This window comes from Methyloversatilis thermotolerans (assembly GCF_000372885.1).
GTDB lineage: Bacteria > Pseudomonadota > Gammaproteobacteria > Burkholderiales > Rhodocyclaceae > Methyloversatilis > Methyloversatilis thermotolerans.
Map to the genome: position 1 here is coordinate 1936622 of NZ_KB889967.1, position 22793 is coordinate 1959414.

Genomic DNA, 22793 nt, shown 5'->3' on the forward strand with positions numbered 1-22793 from the left:
TCACCTCACACCGCGGCCGCAACGATGGCGAGGAAATCCTCCGCCACCAGCGATGCACCGCCTATCAATCCACCATCGATGTCGGCCTGACCGAACAGGTCCGCCGCATTCTGCGGCTTGACACTGCCGCCATACAGAATCGTCGTTGCCACAGCCCGATCCGCACCACACCACTGCGCGATGCGCCCGCGCAGGAAGGCGTGCACCGCCTGCGCCTGCTCCGGCGTCGCCGTCCTGCCGGTGCCTATCGCCCACACCGGCTCATAGGCAATGACGCACGCCGCGAGCGCATCCGCACCCGCCAGCCGGCACACGGCGGCAAGCTGACGTTCGACCACCGCTTCAGTCACGCCCTGCTCCCGCTCGTCCAGCGTTTCGCCGACGCACAGGATGGGTTTGAGTCCACCGGCGAGCGCCGCCTTTACCTTCGCCGCCACCCTCTCGTCGCTGTCGCCGAACAGCGCACGCCGTTCAGAGTGACCGACGATCACGTAGCGACACGCAAAATCGGCAAGCATGGCCACCGACACTTCTCCAGTGTAGGCGCCCGACGCATGTTCGCTCACATCCTGCGCGCCCCAGGCGACCGTAGAGTCTTCCAGCGCCGCACGCGCCTGCGCCAGATAGGGAAAAGGCACGCACACCGCCATCGGACACGGCGCATGGCCCGCAGCACGCAAAGCACCCAGCAGCGCGCCATTCACGGCCAGTCCGCCATGCATCTTCCAGTTTCCGACCACCAGCTTGCGCATAGACCCCCGCATTGCCCCTGATTCCCTGTGCCTGCCTGATAAAAGCAAAGCCCCGGATTCTAGCGCATCGGCGCGCAAAAATCCGGGGCCCGGCGGGGTGCGGGACGATTGCCTGTCAGCCGAAGCGACCGGTGATGTAGTCCTCGGTCTCCTTCTTCTGCGGCTTGATGAAGATCTGGTCGGTCAGACCGAACTCGACCAGTTCGCCCATATACATATAGGCGGTGTAGTCGGACACCCGCGCCGCCTGTTGCATGTTGTGGGTGACGATGAGGATGGTCACCTTGTCCTTCAGCTCGGTCACCAGTTCCTCGATGCTGGCGGTAGCGATCGGATCAAGCGCAGAGGTCGGTTCGTCGAACAGGATGATTTCCGGATCGGTCGCCAGCGCGCGAGCAATGCACAGGCGCTGTTGCTGTCCGCCCGACAGATTGGCACCGAGCTCGTTAAGGCGGTGCTTCACCTCGTCCCACAGCGCGGCACCGCGCAGCGCTTGTTCGACGCGCTCGTCGATCACCGAGCGACGCTTCTCGCCGCGCACGCGCAGGCCGTAGGCGACGTTCTCGTAAATGGACTTGGGAAAGGGGTTGGGCTTCTGGAACACCATGCTGATACGCATGCGCACCTCGATCGGGTCCACATCGTCGTCAAGCAGATTGGTATTGTCCGGGTGCAGCAGAATCTTGCCTTCGTAGCGGTTGCCCGGGTACAGGTCGTGCATGCGGTTGAAGCAGCGCAGAAGCGTGGACTTGCCGCAGCCGGAGGGGCCGATCAGCGCGGTGACCTTCTTTTCGTGCACAGGCATGTTGATGCCCTTCAGCGCATGGAAGGCACCGTAATGGAAATTCAGGTTCTGGACTTCGGCCTTGGCCTGAGAGCGCACTTCGGTCGCGGTCGTCATCATGGTCAGTTCTCTCGATGGATTGTTCGGCAGGCGATGCGGCTTACCACTTGATATTGCGACGCAGGCGGTAGCGCAGCCAGATGGCCATGCCATTCATCGCCAGAGTCATGAGGACCAGAATGAAACCGGCTGCCGCGGCATTGACCTGAAACGCCGCCTCCGGACGCGAGGTCCAGTTGAACATCTGGATGGGCATGACGGTGAAGGGCGCCATCAGCCATTCGAAGCTGATGTAAGGGAACACCTCCGTGTAGGGGGCCGGCGGCAGGAAGGCGATGAAGGTGAGCGCGCCGATGGTGATGATGGGCGCGGTCTCGCCGATCGCACGAGCCATGCCGATGATGACGCCGGTCAGGATGCCGGCGCTCGAGTACGGCACAATGTGGTCGCGTACCGTCTGCCAGGTCGTGGCCCCGCAAGCATAGGCGCCCTCGCGCACCATCTGCGGAATCGCGCGGATGGATTCACGGGTAGCGACGATGACCACAGGCAATATCAGCAAGCCCAGTGTAAGGCCTGCCGACAGGATGGACTGACCGAAGCCGAACTTGTAGACGAACAGACCGAGTGCCAGCAGACCGTACACGATGGACGGCACGCCGGCCAGATTGGTTACGTTGATCTCGATCAGGTCGGTCACCCAGTTCTTCGGCGCATATTCTTCAAGATAGACGCCGGCGGCCACGCCCAGCGGTACCGCCGACATGGCGGTCACCAGCATGACCAGTATGGTGCCGACCCAGGCCGACAGGATGCCGGCACTGCCGGCGCGACGCGACGGAAAGCTGGTAAGGAAGTCATAGTCGATGCGTGCCGCGCCCTTGATCGCCATGTCGGCGAACAGCACGGTGAGCGTGAGAACCCCCACCATCAGCGCGAGCAGACCAAGCAGCCCGAACAGCATGTCCCAGCGCTTGTGGCGCGTGATGATGGCCCGGATGGCCTGAATGTCCTTCTGGTTCATGGATCAGTAGACCTCGCGGAAGCGCTTGCGCATGTAGTAGCCGAGCAGGTTGAAGCACAGGGTCATCAGCATGAGCGTCAGGCCCGCGGCGAAGATGGTCTGGTAGCCGATGGAGCCATGCGGCAGGTCGCCCAGAGCCACCTGCACGATGTAGGACGTGATGGTCGCTCCCGGCTCAGCCGGATTGAAAGTCAGATTGGGCTGCATGCCGGCCGCCACGGCCAGGATCATGGTTTCGCCGACCGCGCGCGAAATACCCAGGATGTAGGCCGACGCGATGCCGGACGTCGCCGCCGGCACCACGGTGCGCAGCGCGGTCTGCAGCCGGGTGGCACCCATTGCATAGGAACCCTCGCGCAGGCTCATCGGCACCGCGCGCATCGCATCCTCGGACAGTGAACTCACGTACGGAATGATCATGATGCCCATGACCAGACCGGCGGAAAGCAGGCTGAAGCCGGGCAGTTCGGGAAACAGGTACTGCAGCGCTGGCGTCACCACCATCAGCGCAAAATAACCGTAGATGATGGTCGGCACCCCGCCAAGCAGTTCGAGGATGGGCTTGGCAATCTCGCGCGTCCTGAACGAGGCGAATTCCGACAGCCAGATCGCGATGATGGTCCCCAGCGGAAGCGCCACGGCCAGCGCGACGAAGGAACTGGTGAGCGTACCGGACAGCAGCACCATGATGCCGTAGTGCGCGTCGTCGAACAGCGGCGTCCATTGCGTGTCGGTCAGGAAATCCCACAGGGACACGTGCTCGAACAGCGTCAGCGACTCGCTGACCAGAATATACACGATGGCGGCCGTGGTCAGCACCGAGATGGAGGCCGCGGAGAACAGGATGAACTCGATCACCCGCTCCTTCATATGGCGGGAGGCGCGCTTGCGCAGACGGTCGCTGACCGAATCCGGGGCACTCGTCATGGGAACAGACATGGTCTGGGCGTTGGCTGTCATCAGTGGGGCGCTCATTTTACGAGCCGCCGGCGCGATCCGGGCGCCGGACGGCAAAAAGCCCCGGGAAACCCCGGGGCCGCAGCGACAGAACACTTATTCCTTCGGATCCCGCTTGAGCAGATCGGACACCTGCACACCCACTTCGGCGTGACCACCGAAAGCCGTACCGGTCTTCTTCTTGGCGAAGTTCTCGGCGGCGTGCTTGTAGTCGGCATCTGTCAGCGGCACGTACTTCACTTCCTTGGTGAGTTCGGCGGCGTTCTTCAGGTAGAACTCGACGAATTCCTTCACTTCCGGACGGTCGATCGCGGCGGCATTGACATAGATGAAGATCGGACGGGACAGCGGCTGGTAGTCACCCGAGATGACCGCTTCCATCGACGGCTCGACCGCCTTGCCGGTCTTCGGATTGACAACCGGAACGGCCTTCAGCTTGTCCTTGTTCTCGATGTAGTAGGCGAAGCCGAAGTAACCGAGCGCACCCGCGTCACGTGACACGCCCTGCACCAGCACATTGTCGTCTTCCGAAGCAGTGAAGTCACCACGGCTGGACTTGGACTTTCCGACGATGGCTTCGGTGAAGTAATCGAAGGTGCCCGAGTCGGCTCCCGGCCCGAACAGCTTCAGGCCGGTATCCGGCCACGCGGGATTGACCTGGTTCCACTTCAGGATCTTGCCTTGGGCGGCCGGTTCCCACATGGTCTTCAGCTCGGCGGAAGTGATCTGCTTCAGGAAGCTGTTCTTCGGATTCATGACCAGGGTCAGCGCATCGAAAGCCACCGGCAGTTCGATGTACTTGATGCCTGCGGCCTTGCAGTCGGCCATTTCCTTGTCCAGGATGGGACGGGAAGCATTCGAAATGTCGGTCTCGCCGCGGCAGAACTTCTTGAAACCGCCGCCGGTACCGGAAATACCCACGGTGACTCGGACGGTACCCTTCTTCGCCTTCTGGAACTCTTCGGCAACGGCTTCGGTGATCGGGAACACCGTACTGGAACCGTCGATCTTGACCAGCGCTTCGGCGGCGTGCGCGGAAGAAACAGAGGCGAACAGGGCGCCGACAGCGGCAGCGAGGGTGGCGATCTTGCGTACGTTCATCAGACTCTCCGTGTGGGTTGCGTCGTGTTGCGATGCGACGTATGCAGTTTATGAATGCTTTGTTACGCCTCTGTGAAGGTGAAACATTTCATCCAGCGACGCGCTGGCCCTGATCAAGAGCGGTGAAAGGAACGCGGCAGCGATGCCGCCGCAGTCGACGCAAGGACATCGACCACCACGGACGGGATGGCCGGTCCTGCGCGATACGACGGATGAACAGCCGGCAAACAAAGCCGCGGACGCGGTACACGGGGACCGCAGACCCGGCATGCGCACCGTGAAGGTGCGCACGGGACGGACGATCAGGCTGCCATCGCGGACCGCACGACTTCCGCGAGACGGTGGGCAAGGCGGCCGACCTCCTCCGCGTCCTGGCCCTCGACCATGACCCGGAGCAGCGGCTCGGTGCCGGACGGACGCAGCAAAACCCGGCCACGGTGAGCCAGTTCCCGCTCTACCTCATGGCGCGCACGGTCGATCTGGCTGGCGGACTTCCAGTCGAACCCCGGCGCCAACTTCACGTTCACCAGCTTCTGCGGGTACAGAGTGAGCCCCGCACAGGCCCGATCCAGTCCGGCCTTCTCGAACTGCAGCGCCGCCAGCACCTGCAGGGCCGCTATGATGCCGTCACCGGTGGTGTGGCGATCCAGATCGATGATATGGCCCGAATTCTCGCCGCCCAGACGCCACCCCTGCTGATGCAGCGTTTCCAGCACATAACGGTCACCCACCTTGGCGCGCACCAGTCCCACACCCAGTTCGTTCAGGGCGTGTTCGAGTGCAAGATTGGTCATCAGCGTGCCGACCACCCCCTGCAAGCGTCCCTCGCGCATGCGCTGGCGGGCAATCACGTAGAGCAACTCATCGCCGTCGTAGATGCGTCCGGTCGCGTCGGCCATCATGAGGCGGTCGGCGTCGCCATCGAGCGAAATGCCGATGTCGGCGCCATGCTCGCGTACAGCTTCGGACAAGGAACCGGGCACGGTGGCGCCCACCCCGTCATTGATGTTCATGCCATTCGGGCTGCAGCCCACGCACACCACCTCGGCACCCAGCTCGTGGAAAACCTTGGGTGCGATGCTGTACGCCGCGCCGTGCGCGCAATCCAGCGCGATCTTCAACCCGCGCAGATCCAGTTCGGTCGGGAAGGTACTCTTGCAGAATTCGACATAGCGGCCGGCGGCATCCTCGATGCGTCGGGCCTTGCCCAGCCGGGCCGATTCCATGCAGCCCATCGGTTCGTCGAGCAGTGACTCGATCTGCAGTTCCACCTCGTCCGGCAGCTTGGTGCCGCGCGCCGAGAAGAACTTGATACCGTTGTCTTCATAGGGGTTGTGCGAGGCGCTGATCACCACGCCGGCCTGCAGACGCAGCGCCCGCGTGAGGTAGGCGACAGCCGGTGTCGGCACCACCTTGGCCTGTACGGTATCCACGCCGGCAGCGGCGAAACCCGCCTCCAGAGCCGATTCGAGCATGTATCCCGACACCCGGGTGTCCTTGCCGATCAGCACGGCCGGATGTTCGCCAGCCGGCAGATGCTCCGTGGCCACAAGCGCGCGGCCCGCGGCATAGCCCAGCCGCATGACGAAATCCGGGGTGATCGGCGCCTGGCCTACCCGGCCGCGCACGCCATCGGTTCCGAAATAACGTCTCGACATCTGCATGCTCCCCCTCAGTCATTCAAACAGGCCGGCGACCTGCCATACCGCGATCGCGTCGCGCGTTGCGGCCACGTCATGAACCCTCACCATCAGCGCGCCCCGCGCGATCGATGCGAGCGCCGCCGCCACGCTGGCCGCCACGCGGTCGGTGACCGGTCGCCCGGTCAGGCGCCCGAGCACCGACTTGCGCGACAGTCCGGCCAGCACCGGATAACCGTGTCCGGCGAGGGCATGCAATCCCTTGAGCAGGTCGAGGTTGTGCTGTGATGTCTTGCCGAATCCGAATCCCGGATCGAGCATGATGCGGTCCCGCGCAATACCGGCAGCTTGCGCCGCCCCCGCCTGTTGCAGAAGGAAATCAGTCACTTCCGCGCACACATCGCGGTACCGGGGATCCTGCTGCATGGTTTGCGGCGTCCCCTGCATATGCATGATGCACACGGCCGCATCGGATGCGGCGACCGCCTCGACGGCACCGGGAGCGCGCAGGCCATTGATGTCGTTGACCAGGGTCGCGCCTGCCGCGATCGCCGCGCGCATCACCTCGGGCTTCCAGGTATCGATGGACAGCGGTACGTCCAGCGGCCGCAGGGCTTCGATCACCGGCAGCACGCGTCGCAGCTCCTCGTCGGCAGCTACCGGGTCGGAGCCCGGCCGGGTGGACTCGCCTCCGATGTCGAGGATGTCCGCGCCATCGGCAATGAACTGCCGGGCCTGCGCCACCGCCCGTTCGATGTCGAAGGCGATTCCGTCGCCGGAGAACGAATCCGGCGTGGCGTTGATGATGCCCATCACCAGCGGGCGGTCGAAGGTGAGCCGGTAGCGGCCGCAGTTCAATAGGGCGGTCATGGTGTCCCCTGGCGTCGCGATGCGACATACAAAAGAAAACCGGAGGCAAGGCCTCCGGTCACGGGATGGAACGGGATGAGGACGCAGCGTCCCCGGTGGCCCTCAGGCGGGGGCCGCTGCGTTGGCCGCTGCCCCGGATGCCCCGCCGTCGGACGAGGCCTTGGGCGGGCGCGAGGTCGGCTTGGGCGGACGCACCGGACGGCCGTTCATGATGTCGTCGATCTGGTCCGCATCGATGGTTTCGTAGTCCAGCAGCGCCTGCGTCATGGATTCGACCTTGTCGCGGTTGTCCTCCAGCAGCTTGCGGGCAACCGCATAGCGCTCGTCGATGATGCGCCGGATTTCAGAATCCACCCGCTGCATCGTGGTTTCGGACACGTTGCGGTGCGTCGCCACGCTGCGGCCCAGGAAGACTTCGCCTTCCTCTTCGCCATAGACCATGGGGCCCATGGAATCCGACATGCCCCACTGGGTGACCATGCGGCGCGCCAGGTCGGTCGCCCGCTGGAAGTCGTTGGCTGCGCCGTTGGTCATCTGGTTCATGAAGATTTCTTCGGCGATGCGGCCGGACAGCATCATCGAAATGAGCTGCAGGCAATATTCCTTGTCGTAGCTGTAGCGATCCTTTTCCGGCAGCGACATGGTGACGCCGAGCGCCCGTCCGCGCGGAATGATGGTCACCTTGTGCACCGGATCGCACTTGGGCAGCAGCATGCCGACGATGGCATGACCGGACTCGTGATAGGCCGTGTTCTTCTTCTCTTCCTCGTCCATCACCATGGTGCGACGCTCAGCGCCCATGATGATCTTGTCCTTGGCGCGCTCGAAGTCCTCCATGTCGACCACGCGCTTGTTGCCGCGCGCAGCGAACAGCGCCGCCTCGTTGACCAGGTTCGCCAGATCGGCGCCCGAGAAGCCGGGCGTGCCACGGGCGATGATCTCGGCCTTCACGTCCGGCGCCAGCGGCACCTTTCGCATGTGCACAGCGAGGATCTGTTCGCGTCCGCGGATGTCGGGCAAAGGCACCACGACCTGACGGTCGAAACGACCCGGGCGAAGCAGTGCCGGATCCAGCACGTCCGGGCGGTTCGTCGCGGCAATCACGATGATGCCGGTCTGGCCTTCGAAACCATCCATTTCAACCAGCAACTGGTTCAGCGTCTGCTCGCGCTCGTCGTTGCCGCCGCCAAGACCCGCGCCGCGCTGACGACCGACCGCATCGATTTCATCGATGAAGATGATGCACGGTGCCTGCTTCTTCGCCTGTTCGAACATGTCGCGCACGCGGGCGGCACCGACGCCGACGAACATTTCGACGAAATCGGAACCCGAGATCGAAAAGAACGGCACCTTGGCTTCGCCGGCGATGGCCTTGGCCAGCAGCGTCTTGCCGGTACCCGGCGAACCGACCATCAGCACGCCCTTCGGAATGCGGCCGCCCAGCTTCTGGAATTTCGAAGGATCACGCAGGAATTCGACCAGTTCGGCCACCTCTTCCTTCGCTTCGTCACATCCGGCGACGTCGGCAAAAGTGACCGTGTTGGTCGATTCGTCCAGCATGCGCGCCTTGGACTTGCCGAAGGAAAAGGCGCCGCCGCGTCCGCCGCCCTGCATCTGGCGCATGAAGAATATCCATACACCGATGAGCAGCAGCATCGGGAACCACGACACGAAGATGCTCATCAGGAAGCTCTGTTCCTCTTCCGGCTTGGCGACCACCTTCACATTGCTCTTCAGCAGGTCACTTACCAGCCAGATGTCCTGCGGCGGCGCATAGGAATTGATGCGCTTGCCGTCGGTGGTCTGGGCGGTGAGCGTGCGGCCCTGGATTTCCACCTTGGAAATCCTGCCCGCCTTCACCTCGTCGAGGAATTCCGAATATTCGACCATGCCCTGCGTGGCCTGGCGCTGATTGAACTGGTTGAACACCGTCATCAGCACGATGCCGATCACGAGCCAGATCGCAAGATTTTTGAACATGTTGTTCAAGGCAATTCCTCTGTATTCCAGATTCCGGGATGACCGGGACGACGAGTGACAGACCGGTATCACCCGCCGATGTTCCGCAACCCGGCCGAATCAGCCGCCGGGTGCTCCTTGCCGGCCACGACACAGAAGATACACCTCTGCGCTGCGATCGCGGGAACTGTCGGGTTTTCGCACGGCCACCGACGCAAAAAGGCGCTCCATTTCGCGCCTGAGTTCATCGAAACCCGACCCCTGGAACACTTTAACGAGCATGTCGCCACCTGTCTTGAGATGTTCGCGAGCAAATTCCAGCGCCAGCTCGAGCAGATGAATGGAACGCGCCTGGTCGGTGACCGCTATACCGCTCAGATTGGGGGCCATGTCGGACAAAACAAGGTCGACCTGTCGCCCGTCCAGCGATTCCACCAGTTCGGCCAGCGGCGCATCCTCGCGGAAATCGCCCAGTATGAAACGCACGCCATGCACCGGCTCCATCGGCAGCAGGTCGATCGCGACCACTTTCCCGGACGGCCCCACCTTCTTCGCCACCACCTGCGACCATCCGCCGGGCGTGCTGCCCAGATCGACGACAACCTTGCCCGGCCCCAGCAACCTGTCCTTGTCGTCGATCTGCATCAGCTTGAACGCGGCGCGCGAGCGGAAACCCTGGGCTTGCGCCTGCTTCACATAAGGATCATTGATATGGTCGTGCACCCACTGACGACTGGTTTTGTTCTTGGCCATGACTTAGCTTAGACTGCTGCGCCTTTCCGGAAACACCGACATGCTTACACTGACCCCCGACGAACGCCGCGCACTGCGTGCGCAGGCCCACCCGCTCAAGCCGGTGGTGATGATTGCGCAGAACGGGCTGACCGCAGCGGTACTGAAGGAAATCGAGCTCGCCCTCAAATCGCATGAACTGATCAAGGTCCGGGTATTCGACGCGGAGCGCGAACAGCGCGAGGCCTTGTTGAACGAGGCCTGCGAGGCGACCGGCGCGGCGCCGATACAGCGCATCGGCAACATACTGGTGCTCTACCGTCCGAATCCGGAACTGCACAGGCCTGCGGCCGAGCCGGCCAAGCCGGCGCGCAGGACAAGCAGCCGGCCCGAAGCCGCGAAGAAGCCCGTGCCCACACGCAGCATGCCGGCCAAGCCGGTGCCGGGTCGCCGCGGTGTCGCGCGCAATACCCCTGCCCGATCGCTGAAACCGCGCGCCAAGACACCCCGCTGAGGTCACGGCGGGCGGGGCGCGCCAAGCGCGGCCCGCCGCGTCAGACGTAGCGGACGTCGACGATTTCGTATTCGCGCACGCCGCCCGGCGCCTGCACTTCGGCCATATCGCCGGCGTACTTGCCGATCAGCGCGCGGGCGATCGGCGAATTGACCGAAATCATGCCGGCCTTCAGATCCGCCTCGTCGTCACCGACGATCTGGTAGGTCACCTGCTTGCCGGCTTCCACATCCTCAAGCTCCACGGTCGCACCGAACACGACCCGGCCTTCCGCATCCAGCTCCTTCGGATCGATGATCTGGGCATTGCCCAGTTTGCCCTCGATCTCGGCAATGCGGCCTTCGATGAAGCCCTGACGTTCCTTGGCTGCGTCGTATTCGGCGTTTTCCGACAGGTCGCCGTGCGAACGCGCTTCCGCGATCGCAGCGATGACATTGGGCCGATCAACAGTCTTCAGGCGGTGCAGTTCAGCCTTGAGCTTTTCGGCACCCGTGACGGTAAGGGGAATGCTCATATCAGTTCATCTGCGCGTGCAGATCCTGCAGCGCATAGGTTTCAAGTTGGGAAATGCGCATGCCTGCACAAGCGGCGCGTGCGCCCTCGACCGTGGTGAACAGCGTCACCCGGCTGGCCAGCGCGCTGGTCCGGATGGAGCGCGAATCGTTGATCGCGGCCCGCTTCTCGTCGACGGTATTGACGATGAACGCGATCTCGTCGTTCTTGATCATGTCGACAATGTGCGGACGGCCTTCGTTCACCTTGTTTACCGGCGCGACCGGCAGACCGGCCGCGGCAATCGCCGTCGCCGTGCCACGCGTGGCCACCAGAGCAAAGCCCAGTTCGTGCAGTTCGCGTGCGACCTCGACCGCCTTGGCCTTGTCGGCGGGCTTGACCGAAATGAAGGCGCGCCCGGCGGTAGGCAGTCGCACGCCCGCAGCGAGCTGGCTCTTCACGAAGGCTTCGCCGAAAGTGCGGCCGACGCCCATCACCTCGCCGGTGGACTTCATTTCCGGTCCGAGGATGGTATCGACCCCGGGGAATTTCACGAACGGGAATACCGCTTCCTTGACCGAATAGTAAGGCGGCACGATCTCGCCGGTCACCCCCTGGTCAGCCAGCGAACGGCCGGCCATGCAGCGCGCGGCGATCTTGGCCAGCGGCAGGCCGCAGGCCTTGGACACGAAGGGCACGGTGCGCGACGCCCGCGGATTGACCTCCAGCACATACACGGTATCGCCGGAAGCATCGCGCTGGATGGCGAACTGCACATTCATCAGACCAACCACGTTGAGGGCACGCGCCATCGCCTCGGTCTGCCGGCGCAATTCGTCGCACAGCTCCGGCGTCAGCGAGAACGGAGGCAGCGAGCAGGCGGAATCTCCGGAATGCACGCCAGCCTGTTCGATGTGCTCCATGATGCCGCCGATGATCACCTGCTTGCCGTCCGAAAAGGCATCGACATCGACTTCGGTTGCGTCGTTCAGGAAGCGATCCAGCAGCACCGGCGAATCGTTGCTCACCTTGACCGCCTCGCGCATGTAGCGCTCGAGGTCTGCCTGCTGATGCACGATTTCCATCGCCCGGCCGCCCAGCACATAGCTCGGGCGCACCACCAGCGGATAACCGATTTCGGCGGCAAGGCGCACCGCTTCGTCCTCCGCCCGTGCGGTGCGGTTGGGCGGCTGTTTCAGGCCGAGATCCATCAACAGCTTCTGGAAGCGCTCGCGATCTTCGGCCGCATCGATCATGTCCGGGCTGGTGCCGATGATGGGCACACCGTTCGCCTCCAGATCCCGTGCCAGCTTGAGTGGCGTCTGGCCACCGAACTGCACGATCACGCCTTCCGGTTTCTCGATGGCGACGATTTCCAGCACGTCTTCCAGCGTCAGCGGCTCGAAATACAGCCGGTCCGAAGTGTCGTAGTCAGTCGACACCGTCTCCGGATTGCAGTTGACCATGATGGTTTCGAAGCCGTCCTCGCGCAGCGCGAGCGCCGCGTGCACGCAGCAATAGTCGAATTCGATGCCCTGGCCGATGCGGTTCGGACCGCCGCCCAGCACCATGATCTTGCGCCGACCGGACGGATTCGCCTCGCACTCTTCGTCATAACTCGAGTACATGTAGGCGGTATCGGTCGCGAACTCCGCGGCGCAGGTATCGACGCGCTTGTAGACCGGACGCACACCGAGCGCCAGCCGGTGCAGGCGCAGCGCCGTCTCGTCGCACTGGAACAGCCTGGCCAGGCGACGGTCCGCGAACCCCTTGCGCTTCAGGTCGCGCATGGTCACGGCATCCACGCTTTTCAGGCTGCGACCGAAAAAGGCGCGCTCGGTCTGGATGATGTCCTCGATCTGCGCCAGGAACCACGGATCGATCTTGGTGAGCTGGTGCACCTCGTCCAGACTCATGCCGTTGCGGAAGGCCTGGCCGACGTACCAGATGCGCTGCGGACCGGGCAGCGCCAGTTCGCGCTCCAGCTCGTCCTGGTCGGTTTCCACCTCGTCGAAGCCATACACGCCCACTTCGAGGCCGCGCAGCGCCTTCTGCATCGACTCCTGGAAACTCCGGCCCATGGCCATGACCTCGCCCACCGACTTCATCTGTGTGGTCAGGCGGTCGTTGGCCTGCGGGAACTTCTCGAAGGCGAAACGCGGAATCTTGGTGACCACATAGTCGATCGACGGCTCGAACGACGCCGGAGTGGCACCTCCGGTGATGTCGTTCTTCAATTCGTCCAGCGTGAAGCCCACCGCCAGCTTGGCGGCGATCTTGGCGATCGGGAAGCCGGTCGCCTTGGATGCCAGCGCGGACGAGCGCGACACACGCGGGTTCATCTCGATCACGATCATGCGGCCGTCGGCCGGATTGATCGCGAACTGCACGTTGGAGCCGCCGGTATCCACGCCGATCTCGCGCAGCACCGCGATCGACGCATTGCGCATGATCTGGTACTCGCGATCGGTCAGCGTCTGCGCCGGCGCCACGGTGATCGAATCGCCGGTATGCACGCCCATCGGATCGAGATTCTCGATCGAGCACACGATGATGCAGTTGTCGGCACTGTCGCGCACGACCTCCATCTCGTATTCCTTCCAGCCGAGCAGCGATTCCTCGATCAGCAGTTCGCTGGTCGGTGACGCTTCGAGACCGCGCTTGCAGATCTCGACGAATTCCTCGTGGTTGTACGCAATGCCGCCGCCACTGCCACCCATCGTGAAGGACGGGCGGATGATGGCCGGGAAGCCGATGCTGGCCTGCACCTGCAGAGCCTCCTCCATCGAGTGGGCGATGCCGGAGCGAGCCGAACCGAGGCCGATCCGGGTCATCGCACGCTTGAACTTCTCGCGGTCCTCGGCCTTGTCGATCGCTTCCTGCCGGGCGCCGATCAGCTCGACGCCGTACTTGTCGAGCACGCCGTGGCGGGCCAGGTCGAGCGCGCAGTTCAGCGCGGTCTGGCCGCCCATGGTGGGCAGCAGCGCGTCCGGGCGTTCCTTCTCGATGATCTTCTCGACCATCTGCCAGGTGATGGGCTCGATATAGGTCACATCGGCCATGCCCGGGTCGGTCATGATGGTGGCCGGGTTGGAATTCACCAGGACCACGCGGTAACCCTCTTCACGCAGCGCCTTGCACGCCTGGGCGCCCGAGTAGTCGAACTCGCAGGCCTGACCGATCACGATGGGACCGGCGCCGATGATCAGGATGGATTGGATGTCTGTACGTTTGGGCATTTGTCTGTGAGGGGCCAGGGATCAGGGGTCAGGGATCAGGGTGAAATTTCCGGGCGGCTGCGCCGCCCGCATGCTTTCCCTGGGCCCTAGCCTCTGACCCCTTTCCCCTCCTCCATCATCTTCACGAATCGATCGAACAGGTAGGCCACGTCATGCGGGCCCGGGCTCGCTTCCGGGTGACCCTGGAAGCAGAAGGCCGGGCGATCGGTCCACGCCATACCCTGCAGGCTGCCATCGAACAGCGACACATGGGTCACCCGCACATTGTCCGGCAGCGTAGCCGGATCGACCGCAAAACCATGGTTCTGGCTGGTGATGAGCACGCGGCCGCTATCGTTGTCCTTGACCGGGTGATTCGCGCCATGGTGGCCGAATTTCATCTTCAGCGTCTTCGCGCCGGCGGCCAGTCCCATCAACTGATGCCCCAGGCAGATGCCGAAGGTGGGCAGTTTGCGGTCGAGGAAGCGACGGATGGCGGAGATCGCGTAATCGCACGGCTCAGGGTCGCCCGGTCCGTTGGACAGGAACACGCCGTCCGGATTCATCGCCAGCACGGTGTCAGCAGGCGTCTGCGCCGGCACCACCGTGAGGCGACAGCCGCGGCTGGCCAGCATGCGCAGGATGTTGCGCTTGACGCCGAAATCGTAGGCGACGACATGAAAAGGCGTGGCAGCGGGCTGGACGAAACCCTGGCCAAGCTGCCATTCGCCCTCACTCCACTCGTAGGGCTCGGTCGCGCTCACCACCTTGGCCAGATCCATGCCAGCGAGGCCGGAAAATTCGCGCGCCTTGGCCACGGCTTCACCGGCATCGACGCGGCCGGCCATGAGACAGGCCCCCTGCGCGCCCTTCTCGCGCAGCATGCGGGTGAGCTTGCGCGTGTCTATATTGGCGATGCCGGGAATGCCCTGTTCACGCAGATAGGCATCCAGCGTCTGATTGCTGCGGAAACTGGACGAGCGCAGCGGCAGGTCACGAATGACCAGACCGGCGGCGAACACCCGGCCGGCCTCGACGTCCTCGACATTGACGCCGGTATTGCCGATGTGCGGATAGGTCAGCGTGACGATCTGGCGCGTGTAGCTCGGATCGGTCAGGATTTCCTGATAGCCGGTCAGTGCAGTGTTGAACACCACCTCGCCGGTCGTGACCGTTTCCGCCCCTATGCTTCTGCCGTGAAAAACCGTTCCATCGGCGAGTGCAAGCAGCGCGGGCGCATGGGCGGACACGTTTTACTCCTGAAATGCGTATAGGGGGGATGTCGGCGCGTGCGTGCGCCACATATGCGAAGCGGGAGACGCCTTGTATGGGGCATCTCCCGCTGGATTCGAGAATTATACCCGCGCAGGGTGCGGCGCGCAATTTCGGTGCATGCGCCGACGGTCTGCGGCCCTCTCAGACCTTGCCGGCGAACGCGGGCTTCGCCTGCACCAGCGCTTCACCCGTTTTTGCGAGAAGAAGGTCGAGTTCCCTGTGCAAGACGGGGAACTCGGCCGCTTTTCCGCCTCGCGCCACGTCCTCAAGCCGCGACGCGCAGAACGAGGTCGCCGTTGCACCGAATACAGCCAGTGAGCCGCGCAGGCGGTGGCAAATGCGCGCCACCCCCTCGCCGTCGCCCGCGTGGACCGACACGCCCAGCATACGCCTCAATTGGGGCAGTTCGGCCAGGAACACATCGATCACCCGCAATGCCATGGCGCGGTCGCCCTCCAGCGTCTGCAGGGTGTGCTGCATGTCGAACACGTCCTCGGCTGCGTCGGTGCGCTCGCGCACGAATTCCGCGGCATCGGTACCCGAAAAGGAGAAAGAGGCATCCTCCCCGCCACGCGACAGCGCGCGTTCAAGTGCCGACAACAGATCCTCGGCCGTGACCGGCTTGCTGACGTAATCGTCCATCCCCTCGTCCAGGCAGAGCTCGCGATCGCCCTTCATGGCATTGGCTGTCATTGCAATGATGGGCAGGTGCTGGACGCGGTCAGCGTCGGCCAGCCAGGAGCGGCGCTGTTCGCGGGCACGGATGGCGCGCGTCGCCTCGATGCCGCCCATCACCGGCATCTGCACATCCATCAGCACGGCGTCGAAGGTGTGATGCTCGATCAGGTCGAGCGCTTCCTGACCGTTGTTCGCGACTGTCACCTTGTAGCCGGCACGTTCCAGTGTGCGCGTGGCGACCAGTTGGTTCACCGGATTGTCTTCCGCGAGCAGGATGTGCCGGACCGCCGCTGGCGGACTGTGCGCGCCAGCGAGTGAGCTTTCGATGTCGATGTCGCCAATGGTCAGCAGGAACTCGTCCTCCTCGCCAGGGTCGGCCGCCGCGCCCGCCGCATCGTCCGCGGCGCCATTCAGAGCGGCGTCCAGCGCAGTGGCGAGCTCGCCAGCGGAAAAGGGCTTGTGCAGGCGGCCGCGTATGCCGAGGGCGCGCGCGCGGGCATTGTCCGACGCCTGGTTGGCGCCGCTGAGCATCATCACCACGCGGTTGAGGCGATGCGGCCCCTCACAGAAACCGGATACGAAATCGAACGCTTCGGCGTCGGGCAAGGTGCGATCAACCAGCAGCATGTCGAACGGTCGTCCGCTTTCGTGTGCCTGCTTCAAGGCCTGGCGCGCTGCCTGTATCGAGCCGACCGCGAGCGCCGATGCACCCATGTCTCCCAGCATGGCGGCCACCACGCCCCGGCTGGGCGGGTGATCGTCTATCAGCAACACACGCAGACCTGCAAAGCGCTGGAAATGGGGTGACAGCCCGGCCGCCTCGAGCACCCGGCAGCGCAATGTGAAGTGAAAAGTGGATCCCTGGCCCGGTGTGCTATCCAGCCACAGGCGACCGCCCATCAGATGCGCCAGCTTGTTGCAGATCGCCAACCCGAGTCCGGTGCCGCCGAAACGCCGGGTGGTCGACGTATCCGCCTGCGCAAACGCTTCGAAAACCAAAGCCTGCTTGGCCGCATCGATGCCTATGCCGGTATCCCTGACCCACAGATGCAGTTCCGCATCGGAGCCGGATGCGGCGGGCACCCCCACCGCTTCGCATCCCACTTCGATTTCGCCCTGCTCGGTGAACTTGATGGCGTTGCCGATCAGGTTCACCAGGATCTGTCGCAGCCGCCCGGGGTCGCCCAACATCCTCGCCGGCAGGTCTGGAGCCAGCCGGCAATACAGTTCCAGCCCCTTCTGCTGTGCGGAAATGGCCAGACCGCGAGCCGCCTCGCCGACCAGCTCCGCCGGCACGCACTCCACTTCCTCGATCGCCAGCTTGCCGGCCTCGATCTTGGAAAAGTCCAGGATGTCGTTGATGATGACCAGCAGCGCATCGGCCGAGGTCTTGATGGCATTCACGTACTCGCGCTGCTCGCTGTCCAGCGCGGTATCGAGCATGAGTTCCGACATGCCCATGATGCCGTTCATCGGTGTGCGGATTTCATGGCTCATATTGGCCAGGAAGTCGCTCTTCGCCCGACTTGCGGCCTCTGCCTTCTCCTTCGCGCGCAGCAGCTCGATCTCGGCCTGGCGACGCGCATCGAGCAGGCCCATCTGGCCGGACACGCTCACCATGCGCCCGCGATCGTCGCGTTCCGCGGCGCTCGCCTCCATCCTGACCCACACCATATTCCCGTCGCTGCGGCGCATGCGCAGATCGACCTCCGGCTGCCCGCTGGCACCGGCAAGGCGCTCTTCCAGCCAGGCGTCGAAGGTCAGTACGTCGTCGTCGTGCAGGATGTCGCGCCACACGACCAGCGTATCGGGCAGCTCGTTCTCGCCGTAGCCCAGGCTGGCGCGGAACGCGGCCGGCACGATCAGGCTGCCGTTGGCCGGCACCCAGCGCCAGGCGTGCCGGGTGGCATCGGTATCGCCGCCCGCGGCGAGCAGATGATCGATGCCGCGCAAGGCCGCGGCAAGCGCGGCCGGGGATGGAGCACGCGCGAGCCAGGCGGCGATCGACGCGTCGTCGAGCGCGCTCAATCCGACCGGTGCAAGTTGGGAAAGAAGTGCTGGGTGCATGGTAGCCGTCGGGTCCGGGACAGACAGTATGCGGCGCAGGCGCGCGTTCAGAAAGCCAGGCGTTCAGCGCAGGCCAAGCACATCCTGCATGTCGTACAGGCCGCTGTCGCGCTCGCGCAGCCAGCGGGCCGCGCGCAGGCTGCCCAGCGCATAGGGCATTCGGCTGGCCGCCTTGTGCGTGATTTCGACGCGCTCGCCGATGCCGGCGAACAGCACCGTATGGTCACCGACAATGTCGCCGCCGCGCACGGTCGCAAATCCTATGGTCCGCTCGTCACGCTCGCCCGTGTGGCCCTCGCGGCCATAGACCGCACATTCGGACAGCGACCGGCCAAGCGCATCGGCCACCACCTCGCCCATGCGCAGTGCCGTGCCGGACGGGGCATCGACCTTCATGCGGTGATGCGCCTCGATCACCTCGACGTCGTAGCCACTGTTCAGGATGCGCGCCGCCACGTCGAGCAGCTTGAACACGGCATTGACACCCACTGCCATGTTCGGCGCGAACACGATGGCGAGCTCACGCGCAGCATCGTTCAAGCGCGCGCGCTGCGCTTCGGAAAAGCCGGTGGTGCCGATGATCATCTTCACGCGATGCCGCAGACAGGCATCAAGATGCGCCAGCGTGCCGTCCGGGCGCGTGAAATCGATCAGGAAGTCGGCGCCGGACAAGGCCGCGTCGATATCGCTGCTCACCTTCACGCCGGTCTTCACGCCAAGAAAGGCGCCAGCGTCCTCGCCTATCGCCGCCGCCTCGGGACGATCCAGCGCCGCTACAAGCTGCGCGGCGGCGTCCTTGAGCGTGGCTTCGATCAGCATGCGGCCCATGCGGCCGGATGCTCCCGCGATCGCAATGCGCATCGGAGTCATGGGGTCCTTTCAGTTGAGGGTGGGGACAACGGGCCGAGAGAGTTCACTTCGCCGGCGCGGTGGCCGACACCTCGCCCAGATCCAGCGTGCGGGTGCGTGGCTCCGGCGGCTTGAGTTCACCCTCCTCGGCGGCGATCACGTCGCCACCGACGCTGACCAGCTTTTCATCCTCGAAATACACGACGAGGCGACGCTGCTGGATGTCCTCCGGCTTGTTGCCGGGCTTGAAGTAATACACATAGTCCCAGCGATCGGGATGGAACACGTCGCTCAGCATCGGCGAACCGAGTATGAAGCGCACCTGATCGCGACTCATGCCCGGCTTGAGCTGCGCCACCATGTCCTGGGTGACCAGATTGCCCTGCCGGATGTCGATGCGGTAGGGGTTGAGTTTGCTCACGATATCCAGGGAATCCGGCACCTCGATATTGCTGCAGCCGGCAAGCAGCGGAACGAGGACAAGACTGGCGCGGCGTGCAACGAGGAAGGACATGCGGAGGAAACCCGAGAACGGAGGAAGGGCAGAGGAACGTCGCCCGCTGGCGAAAGTCTATATTATATCGACCTTGGTCATGCCTCTAGGCGACACGGATGAGCGCGAATTCCCAGAACCTGAAGAACATCGGACTCAAGGCAACGCTGCCGCGGTTGAAGATTCTTGAGCTGTTCCAGCGAGCCGATGTCCGTCACATGAGCGCAGAAGACGTCTACAAGGCGTTGCTGCAGGAAGACATGGATATCGGGCTGGCCACGGTGTACAGGGTGCTGACCCAGTTCGAACAGGCGGGTCTGCTCGAACGTCACTTCTTCGAGTCCGGCAAGGCCGTATTCGAGCTGAACGAGGGCCATCACCACGACCATCTGGTCTGCATACAGTGCGGCAAGGTCGAGGAGTTCTACGACCCGGAAATCGAACGCCGCCAGAACAAGGTCGCAAAGGACCGTGGCTTCACGGTGCACGACCACGCGCTGACCATTTTCGCCGACTGCTCCAGCGAGAACTGCGAGAACAAGATCCGCAAGACCCGGAACTGAGCCGGGACCGGATGATCCCGCTGCGCCCCGTATCCATCAGGGTGGCGCAGCGCGGCATCCTTCACACGCCCAGCATTTCCTTCGCGTGCGCTCGCGTGGTGTCGGTGATCACTTCGCCTCCCAGCATGCGCGCAATCTCGTCTACCCGGCCCTTGTCGTCCAGCGGCGTGACGCTGCTGACGGTGCGCCCGCCATTGCTGCGCTTGGCGATGGACCACTGCCAGTGCGCGCGCGCCGCAACCTGCGGCAGATGGGTGACACACAGGACCTGACGCGCCTCGCCCAGCCGGGCGAGCTGTCGCCCCACCACCTCGGCCACCCGACCGCCGATCCCCACATCGACCTCGTCGAACACCAGTGTCGGCGTACCACTGCGCGCGCTGGCGATCACCTGTATGGCAAGACCGATGCGTGAAAGCTCGCCACCCGACGCCACCCTGGACAGTGGCGCCAGCGCCTGGCCAGGATTGGCCGCCACCTGGAACTCGATCTCCTCAAGACCACTGGCGCAGGGCTCGTCGAGCGGCTTGAGCACCACAGCGAAACGTCCCCCCGCCATGGCCAGCTCGGACATCGCCGCACTCACTGCATCGGACAGCGCCCGTGCAGCCGGGGCGCGCGCGGCGCTCAGCTCGCGTGCGGCGTCCACGCAGGCTGCGCGCGCCTGGTCACGCGCAATGGTCAGCGCCACCGGATCGGAAACGGCCTCGATCTGTGCGAGGCGATCCAGGCTGTCCGTCAGCAAGACCGGCAGATCCTCCGGATCGACGCGATGCTTGCGCGCACACGCCATGACCTCGGCGATGCGTTCATCCGCCCGCGCCAATGCCTGCGGATCGGCATCCAGCCGGCCGGCATAGGCACGCAACGCCCGTATGGCTTCATCCATCTGGGCCGCTGCGGAATCCACGAGCGCCCGGCATTCGGCCAGCGTCGGGTCGAATGCCTCCAGTCGCCCGAGCAGCGCGGACAGATGCGCCAGCCGAGCGTCGAGTGCGTCATCGCCCTCTTCCATCATCGCCATGGCTTGCGCGCTGCCTTCGAGCAGTTGCGTGGCGTGCGCCAGTCTGCCGTGTTCCTGTTGCAGCGCAAGCCAGGCCTGCGGCTCGAATGCCAGCGACTGCAATTCTTCGACCTGCCACTGCAGGCGCTCGCGTTCGCGCGCGGCCGCCTCGCCGTCCCGCAGAGCGCTGGCCAGCCGCTGCTCGCTCTGCTGCCACGCGCGATACAACTGCCCGACGCGCGTCACCAACTGCTGCACGCCAGCGTGCTGATCGAACAATGCGCGTTGGGCCGATTCGCGCATCAGTGCCTGGTGCGCGTGCTGGCCATGGATATCGACCAACTGCGTGCCCAGCTCGCGCAACTGGGTCACGCTGGCGGGCGCACCATTGATGTAGGCGCGGGAACGGCCGCCTCCGTCTATGACGCGCCGTACGATGACGACACCTTCCGCCGCCTCGAAATCCTGTTCGCGCAGCCAGTCGGCCGCGGCACCCTCGTGCGGGCAGGTGAATTCGGCGGACAGATCGGCCCGCTCGCAACCGGCGCGGACGACCGAAGCGTCGGCACGGCCACCGAGCAACAGACCGAGCGCATCCACCAGAATGGACTTGCCGGCGCCGGTCTCACCGGTGAGCGCGCCGAAGCCCGGCTCGAATTCCAGTTCGAGCCGTTCGACCAGAATGAAGTCGCGGATGAATAGACGTTCGAGCATGAGCGACGTGAATCAGACTTCCTTGGGTGCTTCGCTCCAGCGAAGCTTTTCGCGCAGCATCGCAAAATAGCTGTACCCCGGCGGATGCAGCAGGGTCACGCTGTGCGGCGAGCGTTCTATGCACAGTACATCGTCGCCCTGCATATTGACATGATCCTGGCCGTCGAAATGTGCCCGCGCATCATGGCGCGAGAACAGCCTGACCTTGAGCACCGCGCTGTCGCCGAGCACGATGGGACGGGAAGACAGGGCGTGCGGACACAGCGGCACGATGAGCAGGCCACCCAGCGACGGATGGACGATGGGGCCATTTGCCGAAAGCGAATAGGCGGTCGAGCCGGTGGGCGTCGATACGATGAGCCCGTCCGAACGCTGGCTGTATACGAATTCCTCGTCCACCCGCACCTCGAACTCGATCATGCGCCCGAGATCGCCCTTGGAAATCACCACGTCGTTCAGAGCCAGCGCGGAAAACACCGGATGCCCGGCACGCAGCACATCGGCACGCATGAGGGCGCGACGTTCCGGGCGGAAGCGCCCCTGTATGAGCGCTTCCATCGCCGCCAGCATATTGGAGCGCGCGACATCGGTCAGGAAACCGAGCCGTCCCTGGTTGATACCCACCAGCGGCACATCGTGCGGCGCAAGCTGTCTGCCCGCGCTGATCAGCGATCCGTCGCCGCCCACCACGACCGCGAGGTCGGCGCGCTGTCCCAGCACCTCGAAATCGCTTGCCTCGTAGCCTTCCGCGTGCATGACCTCGGCCGAGGCCCGCTCGATCAGAACCTCGCGGCCCGAGGCTCGCAGCCATTGCGCAAGCGTGCGCAATGATTCGGCCACTTCGGCGCTCTGGTACTTGCCGATGAGTGCCACACACTGAAAGGCCGGGAAGTCGGTAGTCATCGCTGAATTAAACCACAAAGGCCGGCCCGCTCCGGCGCTGCATAGGGGGCCGGCCACTGCCCCATCGCACGACTCGGGGGCTGCCGGCGGCGGAATGCACGGCGGCGAACGAAGCGGGAAACGCAGGAAGGCCGCGATGTGACAC

The 22793-nt window shown here is 64.2% G+C and carries 19 protein-coding genes; 2 read left to right on the forward strand and 17 right to left on the reverse strand.

All coding sequences use genetic code 11. The features are described 5' to 3' along the window. Positions 1 to 5: 5 nt before the first annotated feature. From tpiA to A3Q7_RS0108545, 9 genes are all read right to left on the reverse strand, one after another. Positions 6 to 752, reverse strand: coding sequence for a triose-phosphate isomerase (tpiA, locus tag A3Q7_RS0108505; protein ID WP_018411442.1), 747 nt, complete (start codon positions 750 to 752; stop codon positions 6 to 8). 115 nt (positions 753 to 867) lie between these two features. Continuing rightward, positions 868 to 1656 carry a phosphate ABC transporter ATP-binding protein PstB gene (gene pstB / locus A3Q7_RS0108510; protein WP_018411443.1) on the reverse strand — a complete coding sequence of 263 codons (789 nt, stop codon included), beginning with the start codon at positions 1654 to 1656 and terminating at the stop codon, positions 868 to 870. A 40-nt stretch (positions 1657 to 1696) separates the two neighbouring features. Continuing rightward, positions 1697 to 2620, reverse strand: coding sequence for a phosphate ABC transporter permease PstA (gene pstA / locus A3Q7_RS0108515; RefSeq protein ID WP_018411444.1), 924 nt, complete (start codon positions 2618 to 2620; stop codon positions 1697 to 1699). 3 nt (positions 2621 to 2623) lie between these two features. Then, on the reverse strand, positions 2624 to 3580 hold the full coding sequence (gene pstC, locus A3Q7_RS0108520) for a phosphate ABC transporter permease subunit PstC (protein WP_026224633.1): 957 nt from the start codon (positions 3578 to 3580) through the stop codon (positions 2624 to 2626). Positions 3581 to 3673: 93 nt separating this feature from the next. Beyond that, positions 3674 to 4678 carry a PstS family phosphate ABC transporter substrate-binding protein gene (locus tag A3Q7_RS0108525; RefSeq protein WP_018411446.1) on the reverse strand — a complete coding sequence of 335 codons (1005 nt, stop codon included), beginning with the start codon at positions 4676 to 4678 and terminating at the stop codon, positions 3674 to 3676. A 302-nt stretch (positions 4679 to 4980) separates the two neighbouring features. After that, positions 4981 to 6336 (reverse strand): phosphoglucosamine mutase, encoded by a 1356-nt coding sequence (gene glmM / locus A3Q7_RS0108530; RefSeq protein ID WP_026224634.1) that lies wholly within the window; start codon positions 6334 to 6336, stop codon positions 4981 to 4983. Between the two features lie 18 nt (positions 6337 to 6354). Further along, positions 6355 to 7188 carry a dihydropteroate synthase gene (gene folP, locus A3Q7_RS0108535; protein WP_018411448.1) on the reverse strand — a complete coding sequence of 278 codons (834 nt, stop codon included), beginning with the start codon at positions 7186 to 7188 and terminating at the stop codon, positions 6355 to 6357. A 102-nt stretch (positions 7189 to 7290) separates the two neighbouring features. Then, a complete protein-coding gene (ftsH, locus tag A3Q7_RS0108540; protein WP_018411449.1) occupies positions 7291 to 9177 on the reverse strand; it encodes an ATP-dependent zinc metalloprotease FtsH in 1887 nt (628 codons plus the stop codon). A 90-nt stretch (positions 9178 to 9267) separates the two neighbouring features. After that, a complete protein-coding gene (locus A3Q7_RS0108545; RefSeq protein ID WP_018411450.1) occupies positions 9268 to 9900 on the reverse strand; it encodes an RlmE family RNA methyltransferase in 633 nt (210 codons plus the stop codon). A gap of 40 nt (positions 9901 to 9940) precedes the next feature. On the opposite strand from A3Q7_RS0108545, the gene yhbY reads away from it, so the two are divergent. After that, on the forward strand, positions 9941 to 10393 hold the full coding sequence (gene yhbY, locus A3Q7_RS0108550; protein ID WP_018411451.1) for a ribosome assembly RNA-binding protein YhbY: 453 nt from the start codon (positions 9941 to 9943) through the stop codon (positions 10391 to 10393). Between the two features lie 40 nt (positions 10394 to 10433). On the opposite strand, the gene greA is transcribed toward yhbY, so the two are convergent. The 6 genes from greA to A3Q7_RS0108580 all read right to left on the reverse strand — a co-directional run bounded on the left by greA (position 10434) and on the right by A3Q7_RS0108580 (position 19486). Further along, a complete protein-coding gene (gene greA / locus A3Q7_RS0108555; protein WP_018411452.1) occupies positions 10434 to 10907 on the reverse strand; it encodes a transcription elongation factor GreA in 474 nt (157 codons plus the stop codon). A gap of 1 nt (position 10908) precedes the next feature. Then, entirely contained in the window at positions 10909 to 14124 is a 3216-nt protein-coding gene (gene carB, locus A3Q7_RS0108560; protein WP_018411453.1) for a carbamoyl-phosphate synthase large subunit, read from the reverse strand. Between the two features lie 86 nt (positions 14125 to 14210). Further along, on the reverse strand, positions 14211 to 15353 hold the full coding sequence (carA, locus tag A3Q7_RS0108565) for a glutamine-hydrolyzing carbamoyl-phosphate synthase small subunit (RefSeq protein ID WP_018411454.1): 1143 nt from the start codon (positions 15351 to 15353) through the stop codon (positions 14211 to 14213). Positions 15354 to 15519: 166 nt separating this feature from the next. Next, positions 15520 to 18123 carry a response regulator gene (locus A3Q7_RS0108570; RefSeq protein ID WP_040570685.1) on the reverse strand — a complete coding sequence of 868 codons (2604 nt, stop codon included), beginning with the start codon at positions 18121 to 18123 and terminating at the stop codon, positions 15520 to 15522. A 63-nt stretch (positions 18124 to 18186) separates the two neighbouring features. Beyond that, complete coding sequence (gene dapB, locus A3Q7_RS0108575; RefSeq protein WP_018411456.1) at positions 18187 to 18984, reverse strand: 4-hydroxy-tetrahydrodipicolinate reductase; 798 nt, start codon at positions 18982 to 18984, stop codon at positions 18187 to 18189. A gap of 52 nt (positions 18985 to 19036) precedes the next feature. Continuing rightward, positions 19037 to 19486, reverse strand: a complete 450-nt coding sequence (locus A3Q7_RS0108580) for an outer membrane protein assembly factor BamE (protein WP_018411457.1) — start codon at positions 19484 to 19486, stop codon at positions 19037 to 19039. A gap of 98 nt (positions 19487 to 19584) precedes the next feature. Here A3Q7_RS0108580 and fur point away from each other — a divergent pair, with 98 nt between their 5' ends. Further along, positions 19585 to 20028 (forward strand): ferric iron uptake transcriptional regulator, encoded by a 444-nt coding sequence (gene fur / locus A3Q7_RS0108585; protein ID WP_018411458.1) that lies wholly within the window; start codon positions 19585 to 19587, stop codon positions 20026 to 20028. A gap of 61 nt (positions 20029 to 20089) precedes the next feature. Here the strand turns inward: fur and recN are convergent, their stop codons facing one another. Both recN and A3Q7_RS0108595 read right to left on the reverse strand, forming a co-directional pair. Further along, positions 20090 to 21745: a DNA repair protein RecN gene (recN, locus tag A3Q7_RS0108590; RefSeq protein WP_018411459.1), complete on the reverse strand. Its 1656-nt coding sequence runs from the start codon at positions 21743 to 21745 to the stop codon at positions 20090 to 20092. Positions 21746 to 21757: 12 nt separating this feature from the next. Further along, positions 21758 to 22648, reverse strand: coding sequence for an NAD kinase (locus A3Q7_RS0108595; protein WP_018411460.1), 891 nt, complete (start codon positions 22646 to 22648; stop codon positions 21758 to 21760). Between the last annotated feature and the right edge of the window lie 145 nt (positions 22649 to 22793).